We start from the raw sequence: 7,776 nt of genomic DNA, 5'->3' as shown, positions 1-7,776 counted from the left end.
GGGGGGTGTGCGTGTTCGCCCCCCCCCGTGTGGGTGTTTGTGGTTTGTGGGGGGGGGGGGGCGCCCCCCCCCCCCCCCCCCCCCCCCCCGCGCGGCCCCCCCCCCCCCCCCCCCCCCCCCCCCGCGCGCCCCCCCCCCCCCCCCCCCACTCGACTTGCCCCGCGATGCTTTTCAGGTATCACGCGCGGTTGAGGTACATCCGCGTAGTGAGCAGATACACCGGCAACCCCGAGACCAGGATCAGCAATGCCGCATAGGGCGCTGCCGCCGCGAACTCGACGTTGGCGGTATGCGCCCACACTTCGGTGGCCAGGGTGGTCATGCCGGTCGGGCTGAGCAGCAGGGTTGCGGTCAGCTCCTTCATGGCGTCCAGGAACACCAGTGCGAACGCCGCCGCCAGGGCCGGGAAGATGATTGGCAGGGTCACCCGGCAAAACGCCGTGAACTGGGTCGCGCCCAAGGTGCGGGCGGCTTCTTCGAGCTGTGGCGCCGCCTTGTTCAAGGCCGTGCGCACCGGCGCCTGGGCCAGGGGCAGGAACAGCAGCGCGTAGGCCAGCAGCAACAAGCCAGTGGTTTGGTACAGTGCCGGCACATAGTGCAGGGCGAAGTACACCAGGGTCAGGGCGATCACCAAGCCGGGCAGGGCGTGCAGCAGGTACGGCAGGCGTTCGGCCCAGATCGCCAGGCGGCCCTTGTAGCGCACCACCAGGAAACTCACCGGCAGTGCCAGCAGCAAGCTCAATCCGGCACCACCCAGCGATAGCGACAACGATGAGAACAGTGCGCGACTGATATCGGCCACCGGAAAGGCCGCCGACGAACCAACGCTCAGCCAGTAACCGAGCATGCCCAGTGGAATACCGCTGCCCAGCAGCGCCAGGATCAGGCAATACAGCTGCCCGACCGGCATCCACCCGCGCAGGCGAATCGGCGCACCGCGACGCGCCACGCCCTGGCCGATGCGCACATGGCGGGCCTTGCCGCGCACACGCAGCTCCAGCCAGAGCATCAGCAGGCACATGAACAACAGCACTGCCGAGAGCATCGCGGCGTTGGCGTTGCTGAACTCCAGCTCGAATTGCTGGTAGATCGCCGTGGTAAAGGTCTGCAGGCCGAGGATCGACAGGGCGCCGAACTCCACCAGCATGTGCAGGGCAATCAGCAGGCTGCCACCAATGATCGACGGCCACAGCAGTGGCAGGGTGATGCGCCAGAACACGCCCCAGCGCGTCTGCCCCAGGGTCCGTGCCGACTCTTCCAGTGAGGTATCGAGGTTGCGCAGGGTCGCTGCAACCGGCAGGAACACCAGTGGGTACTTGGACAGGCTCATCACCAGGATGGCACCGCCCAGGCCTTCGAAGCGCGGGCTCAGCGACACCCAGGTAAAGCCGCTGACAAAGGCTGGCACGGCAAACGGCAGGCACAGGATCACGCCCCACAGGCGCCGTCCGGGCAGGTCACTGCGCTCCAGCAGCCAGGCCAGGGATACACCCAAGGCCATGCAGGCCAGGGTGACGCCGGCCATCAGCATCAGGGTGTTGCGCATCAGGCCCCAGACGAACGGGCGCCAGAGCAAGTGCAAGGCTTCGCGCCAGCCGGCTTCCCAGGTTTTCAGCGCTACGTACAGCAGCGGCAGCAGGCTCAGCCCGACCAGCAGCAGCACCGGCAGCACCACCCAGATCGACGGGCGCTTGCGCTTGGGAATATAACGGCTGGCCAGTGCGACCGCGGGCAGGGCTGCGCTCATTACAGCAGGCCAACTTCGCGTTCGAGTTCCAGAGCTTCTTCAGCGTTACCCAGGTCGGCCGGGGTGATTTTCGGCGGACGCAGGTCTTCGAAGGGCTTCAGGCCCTGGTCCGAGACCATGCCTTTATGCAGCGGATACTCGGCAGTGGTCTGGGTGATTACCCGCTGGCCTTCTTCGCTGGCCATCCAGGCCAGCAGGGCCTGGGCTTCTTTCGGGTGCTTGCTGGCTTTTACCGCCGCGGCGCTGGAGATGGTCACCAGGCCACCGACGTCGCCGTCGGCCAGGTAATAGAGTTTCGAATCCAGCTGGCCGCGCTCTTTCTTCAGGGCGTACCAGTAGTAATTGTTGACCAGCACGGCCGCCACTTCGCCATTCTCCACGGCTTTGAGCGCAACCATGTTGTTGGTGTAGGTCTTGCCGAAGGCCTTGAGGCCGGTCAGCCATTCTTCGGCGGCCTCGCGACCGTGCAGCTTGAGGATGGCCACGGCCTGTTCCTGGAAGGCGCCGCTGGTCGGCACGAAACCGATCTTGCCGTCCCACTCGGGGTCGGCAAAGTCCATCACTGAAGGTGGCAGGTCTTTCTCGTCGATTACCTTGGGGTTGAAGGCGACCACGCGGGTGCGTGCGGTAACGCCCATCCAGGTACCGTTGGCGGCGACGTATTCCTTGGGCAGGACCTGCAGGGTCGAATCATCGATCTTGGCCAGCAGGCCCAGTTCGCCGAGGTTGTTCAGCGGTGGCGATTCTTCGGTGTAGATGACGTCGGCGGGGGAGCGATCACCTTCTTCGATGATCTGGCTGGCCAGCTGGTTGCTGCTGCCCTTGCGGATATTGATGTGGATGCCGGTCTTGGCCTCGTAGGCCTTGGCGATGGCTTCACCGATTTCCTTGTGCTGGCCGTTGTACAGGGTCAGCGACACCGGGTCGGCGGCCATGGCGGCTGGGGTGCCGAGCAGCATGGCGAAAACAGAGACGGCCAGGCCGCGCAACAGGGGGTTATTGCGGAACGTCATGCGGGTACTTCCTCGCTTGCGGCTACATATCTGGAAACAATGATAATCGATATCGCTTCTCAAATGCCCTTGTGAGGGAAAATTCATGAGCAGGCTATCGGTCGTTTCGGGATTGCAGGCGAGGAAAAGGGTAGGGCAGAAACGAAAAAACCCGCTTTCGCGGGTTTGATCTGAATTGGTGCCCAGAAGAAGACTCGAACTTCCACGACCGTAAGGTCACCAGCACCTGAAGCTGGCGTGTCTACCAATTTCACCATCTGGGCAAAATGAAGCGGTGTAGCTTGTAACGAAAACAGTGTAGCGTGTTGCAGTAAATCTCAGAAGCCAGCGGCAGTTCTAAGATTTGAAATTGGTGCCCAGAAGAAGACTCGAACTTCCACGACCGTAAGGTCACCAGCACCTGAAGCTGGCGTGTCTACCAATTTCACCATCTGGGCATTTCGCTGAGGAACATGATGCTTCACATCGTGCTGCTTCTCAACTATAACGACGGTGTCCGTCGTTGTGGTGCGCACTATACGGATGCTCCTGAGAGCTGTAAACCCCCGTTCAGAAAAAATCTTAAAAAATTCAAGTCGTTGTTCCTTATGATGGTTTTGGCAGCATCCAGGGGGCTCTGACAGGGCTGTCCAAGCCTGAAATTTCCGGTTTCAATACGCCTATGCCAAACTAACCCTTATATAGACAAGGTGAACCCCTCCTAATGGCCGATTGGCAGACCCTCGATCCCGAGGCCGCTCGTGAAGCGGAAAAATACGAAAACCCTATTCCTAGCCGTGAGCTGATCCTCCAGCGTCTGGACGAGCGCGGCTCGCCGGCAGCCCGTGAGCAGCTGGTCGAAGAGTTCGGGCTGACCACCGAAGACCAGATCGAAGCCCTGCGCCGCCGTCTGCGCGCGATGGAGCGTGACGGCCAGCTGATCTATACCCGGCGCGGCACTTATGCCCCGGTAGACAAGCTCGACCTGATCCTCGGCCGCATCGCCGGCCACCGTGACGGCTTTGGCTTCCTGATCCCGGATGACGGCAGCGACGACCTGTTCCTGAGCCCTGCGCAAATGCGCCTGGTGTTCGATGGCGACCGCGCCCTGGCCCGGGTTTCCGGCCTGGATCGCCGTGGCCGCCGCGAAGGCGTGGTGGTCGAAGTGATCTCCCGCGCCCACGAAAGCATCGTTGGCCGCTACTTCGAAGAAGGCGGTATCGGCTTTGTCACCCCCGACAACCCCAAGGTCCAGCAAGAAGTGCTGATCACCCCGGGGCGTAACGGCGGTGCCAAAATCGGCCAGTTCGTCGAAGTCAAGATCACCCACTGGCCGACCCCGCGCTTCCAGCCCCAGGGCGACGTTACCGAAGTGATCGGCAACTACATGGCCCCGGGCATGGAAATCGACGTTGCCCTGCGCAGCTACGACATTCCGCACGTCTGGCCCGAAGCGGTGATCAAGGAAGCGCGCAAGCTCAAGCCGGAAGTCGAAGAGAAAGACAAAGAGCACCGCGTCGACCTGCGTCACCTGCCGTTCGTCACCATTGACGGCGAAGACGCCCGCGACTTCGACGATGCGGTGTACTGCGAGAGCCTGGGCAAGTTGCGCCTGTTCTCCGGTGGCTGGCGCCTGTACGTGGCGATTGCCGACGTTTCCAGCTACGTGCGCCTGGGCTCTGCCCTGGATGCCGAAGCCCAGGTGCGCGGCAACTCGGTGTACTTCCCCGAGCGCGTGGTACCGATGCTGCCTGAAGAGCTGTCCAACGGCCTGTGCTCGCTGAATCCGCACGTCGACCGGCTGGCGATGGTCTGTGAAATGACCATCAACAAGTCCGGGCAGATGGTCGATTACCAGTTCTATGAAGCGGTGATCCACTCCCATGCACGCCTGACCTACAACAAGGTCAGCAGCATGCTCGAACACGCTCGTACCCGCGAAGGCAAGGCCCTGCGCGAGCAGTACAGCGAAGTGGTGCCGGACCTCAAGCAGCTCTATGCGCTGTACAAGGTGCTGCTGGCGGCCCGTCATACCCGTGGCGCGATCGACTTCGAAACCCAGGAAACGCGGATCATCTTCGGTTCCGAGCGCAAGATCGCCGAAATTCGCCCGACCGTGCGCAACGACGCTCACAAGCTGATCGAAGAGTGCATGCTGGCGGCCAACGTGGCCACCGCCGAGTTCCTCAAGAAGCACGAAATCCCGGCCCTCTACCGTGTTCACGACGGCCCGCCACCGGAGCGCCTGGAAAAACTGCGCGCCTTCCTCGGCGAGCTGGGCTTGTCCCTGCACAAGGGCAAGGACGGTCCGTCGCCCAAGGATTACCAGGCATTGTTGGCGAGCATCGCCGACCGCCCGGATTTCCACCTGATCCAGACCGTGATGCTGCGCTCGCTGAGCCAGGCGGTGTACAGCGCCGACAACAACGGCCACTTCGGCCTGAACTACGAGGCGTACACCCACTTCACCTCGCCGATCCGCCGCTACCCGGACCTGCTGACCCACCGGGCGATCCGCAGCGTGATCCGTTCGCGTCAGGAAACCCCGCACGTCAAGCGTGCCGGTGCCATGAGCATCCCCAAGGCGCGCATCTACCCGTACGACGAGGCGACCCTGGAGCAGCTCGGCGAGCAGTGCTCGATGAGCGAGCGGCGTGCCGACGAGGCCACCCGCGACGTGGTCAACTGGCTCAAGTGCGAGTACATGAAAGACCGCGTCGGCGAGAGCTTCCCGGGTGTGATCACCGCGGTGACCGGCTTTGGCCTGTTCGTCGAACTGACCGACATCTACGTCGAAGGCATGGTCCATGTCAGTGCCCTGCCGGGCGACTACTACCACTTCGACCCTGTGCACCACCGCCTGGCCGGTGAGCGTACCGGGCGCAGCTTCCGCCTGGGCGATACCGTCGAAGTGCGGGTGATGCGCGTCGATCTCGAGCAGCGCAAGATCGACTTCGAGATGGCCGAGAACACCCTCAAGGCGCCGATTGGCCGCAAGCAGCGTGGTGAAGGCGTGCGCCCGCAAGACGGCAAGCCGGTGCCGGTGCTCGACAAGAAGGCCGAGGCGCCGGCCAAGGCTGCAGAGCCTGCCCGTCGCAGCCGCAAGAACGAAACTGCCGAAGCCTATTTCCCAGCCAATGCCGTGGCCAACAACGCCGAGGTGCGCAAGAGCCGGGAAATGAAAAAGGCCTTGATGTCCGATGCCAAGCACGCAGGCGGCAAGCCTGCGTCGAAGTCGGGCAAATCGGAAAAACCGAGCAAGCACCGTAAAGGGCCGCCGAAAGCCGGCTCCGCGTCACGTAAACCCAAGGCCAAGTCATGAGTCAGTTGGAAAAAATCTACGGCGTGCATGCTGTGGAAGCCCTGTTGCGTCACCACCCCAAGCGGGTCAAGCAGATCTGGCTGTCGGAAGGGCGTAGCGAGCCGCGCCTGCAGGCGCTGCTGGAGCTGGCCGGGCAAAATCGCGTGGCGGTCGGCCAGGCCGAGCGCCGCGAGATGGATGCCTGGGTTGAAGGCGTGCACCAGGGCGTGGTGGCTGAAGTCAGCCCGAGCCAGGTCTGGGGCGAGGCGATGCTCGAAGAGCTGCTCGACCGCACTGAAGGCGCGCCGTTGATCCTGGTACTCGACGGTGTCACCGACCCGCACAACCTCGGCGCCTGCCTGCGCACCGCTGATGCCGCCGGTGCGCTGGCGGTGGTGGTGCCCAAGGACAAGTCGGCGACCCTGACCCCAGCGGTTCGGAAAGTGGCCTGTGGTGCGGCAGAAGTCATTCCGCTGGTGGCGGTCACCAACCTCGCGCGGACCCTGGAGAAGCTCCAGCAACGTGGCCTGTGGGTGGTCGGTACTGCGGGCGAGGCCGAGCAAGAGCTGTATCAGCAGGACCTGACCGGCCCGACCATCCTGATCATGGGCGCCGAGGGCAAGGGCATGCGCCGCTTGACCCGCGAGCACTGTGATTTTCTGGTCAAGCTGCCGATGGCAGGCAGCGTCAGCAGCCTGAACGTGTCGGTGGCGACGGGCGTGTGCCTGTTCGAGGCCGTTCGTCAGCGCCAGGCAAAGCGCCAGGCTTGATTTCGGCGTTGCATCTATCGCGGGTCCAGCCCGCTCCCACAGGTCCTTGTGGGAGCGGGCTGGACCCGCGATGCTTTTAAGGCTGTTCAAATAATCACCAATTACCTTGCTTGTCTTTCGGCGCTTCTCTACAATTGCGCCCCTTGCCATGTTGGCAGGCGTTCACGCGCCTCTTCCCAGGGCAAGACATACAAGTGTCCTTCACTCCTTGTCTGACCACTCTGGTGGCAGACTACAACCCGTAAGGAGCATTCATGCGTCATTACGAAATCATCTTTCTGGTCCACCCTGACCAGAGCGAGCAAGTCGGCGGCATGGTTGAGCGTTACACCAAGCTGATCGAAGAAGACGGCGGTAAAATCCACCGTCTGGAAGACTGGGGCCGTCGTCAACTGGCCTATGCAATCAACAATGTTCTCATGGCTCACTACGTGATGCTGAACGTTGAGTGCACCGGCAAGGCCCTGGCCGAGCTGGAAGACAACTTCCGCTACAACGATGCCGTGATCCGTAACCTGGTCATCCGTCGCGACGAAGCCGTTACCGGCCAGTCCGAGATGCTCAAGGCTGAAGAGAACCGCAGTGAGCGCCGTGAGCGTCGCGACCGTCCTGAGCACGAAAGCGCCGAAAGCGCTGATAGTGATGACAGCGACAACAGCGATAACGCTGACGAGTAATCCACGGACCTTTTGAGGAGCCTATTACATGGCACGTTTCTTCCGTCGTCGTAAATTCTGCCGCTTCACTGCTGAAGACGTGAAAGAGATCGATTACAAAGATCTCAACACCCTGAAAGCTTATGTATCCGAAACCGGCAAAATCGTTCCAAGCCGTATCACCGGTACCAAAGCTCGTTATCAGCGTCAGCTGGCTACCGCTATCAAGCGCGCCCGCTTCCTGGCCCTGCTGCCCTACACCGACAGCCACGGCCGCTGAGACCGGGTCGTCGACAAGTAGCAAAGGATA

6 protein-coding genes and 2 tRNA genes are annotated in these 7,776 nt (G+C 62.3%); 4 read left to right on the top strand and 4 right to left on the bottom strand.

Features of this window, described 5'->3' with window-relative positions; all coding sequences use genetic code 11:
* Window positions 1–178 precede the first annotated feature (178 nt).
* The 4 genes from ACIOVF_RS07015 to ACIOVF_RS07000 form a co-directional block, all read right to left on the bottom strand.
* Entirely contained in the window at window positions 179–1,747 is a 1,569-nt protein-coding gene (locus ACIOVF_RS07015; protein ID WP_045196861.1) for an iron ABC transporter permease, read from the bottom strand.
* Window positions 1,747–2,760 carry an extracellular solute-binding protein gene (locus ACIOVF_RS07010; protein ID WP_045196863.1) on the bottom strand — a complete coding sequence of 338 codons (1,014 nt, stop codon included), beginning with the start codon at window positions 2,758–2,760 and terminating at the stop codon, window positions 1,747–1,749. The genes ACIOVF_RS07015 and ACIOVF_RS07010 overlap by 1 nt, the downstream gene beginning before the upstream one ends.
* A gap of 176 nt (window positions 2,761–2,936) precedes the next feature.
* Window positions 2,937–3,023, bottom strand: a tRNA-Leu gene (locus ACIOVF_RS07005).
* 87 nt (window positions 3,024–3,110) lie between these two features.
* Window positions 3,111–3,197: transfer RNA gene (locus ACIOVF_RS07000), tRNA-Leu, on the bottom strand.
* A gap of 266 nt (window positions 3,198–3,463) precedes the next feature.
* Between ACIOVF_RS07000 and rnr the strand changes: the two genes are divergently transcribed.
* The 4 genes from rnr to rpsR all read left to right on the top strand — a co-directional run bounded on the left by rnr (window position 3,464) and on the right by rpsR (window position 7,746).
* A complete protein-coding gene (gene rnr, locus ACIOVF_RS06995) occupies window positions 3,464–6,061 on the top strand; it encodes a ribonuclease R (protein WP_045196866.1) in 2,598 nt (865 codons plus the stop codon).
* A complete protein-coding gene (gene rlmB, locus ACIOVF_RS06990) occupies window positions 6,058–6,810 on the top strand; it encodes a 23S rRNA (guanosine(2251)-2'-O)-methyltransferase RlmB (protein ID WP_045196868.1) in 753 nt (250 codons plus the stop codon). Before rnr ends, rlmB begins: the two co-directional genes overlap by 4 nt.
* Before the next feature lie 254 nt (window positions 6,811–7,064).
* Complete coding sequence (gene rpsF, locus ACIOVF_RS06985) at window positions 7,065–7,487, top strand: 30S ribosomal protein S6 (RefSeq protein ID WP_401288430.1); 423 nt, start codon at window positions 7,065–7,067, stop codon at window positions 7,485–7,487.
* A 28-nt stretch (window positions 7,488–7,515) separates the two neighbouring features.
* Window positions 7,516–7,746: a 30S ribosomal protein S18 gene (rpsR, locus tag ACIOVF_RS06980; RefSeq protein WP_009403887.1), complete on the top strand. Its 231-nt coding sequence runs from the start codon at window positions 7,516–7,518 to the stop codon at window positions 7,744–7,746.
* Window positions 7,747–7,776 lie beyond the last annotated feature (30 nt).

Source organism: Pseudomonas sp. NPDC087612 (assembly GCF_044743505.1).
In the GTDB taxonomy this organism is placed as follows: domain Bacteria; phylum Pseudomonadota; class Gammaproteobacteria; order Pseudomonadales; family Pseudomonadaceae; genus Aquipseudomonas.
The sequence above is the reverse complement of the archived record's forward strand: the minus strand, read 5'-3'. Positions and strand labels throughout refer to the sequence as shown.

Excerpts from the sequence above, each read along its gene's own strand:
- ACIOVF_RS07015 (WP_045196861.1), bottom strand. The coding sequence starts at position 1,747 with ATGAGCGCAGCCCTGCCCGCGGTCGCACTGGCCAGCCGTTATATTCCC.
- ACIOVF_RS07010 (WP_045196863.1), bottom strand. The coding sequence starts at position 2,760 with ATGACGTTCCGCAATAACCCCCTGTTGCGCGGCCTGGCCGTCTCTGTT.
- rnr (WP_045196866.1), top strand. The coding sequence starts at position 3,464 with ATGGCCGATTGGCAGACCCTCGATCCCGAGGCCGCTCGTGAAGCGGAA.
- rlmB (WP_045196868.1), top strand. The coding sequence starts at position 6,058 with ATGAGTCAGTTGGAAAAAATCTACGGCGTGCATGCTGTGGAAGCCCTG.
- rpsF (WP_401288430.1), top strand. The coding sequence starts at position 7,065 with ATGCGTCATTACGAAATCATCTTTCTGGTCCACCCTGACCAGAGCGAG.
- rpsR (WP_009403887.1), top strand. The coding sequence starts at position 7,516 with ATGGCACGTTTCTTCCGTCGTCGTAAATTCTGCCGCTTCACTGCTGAA.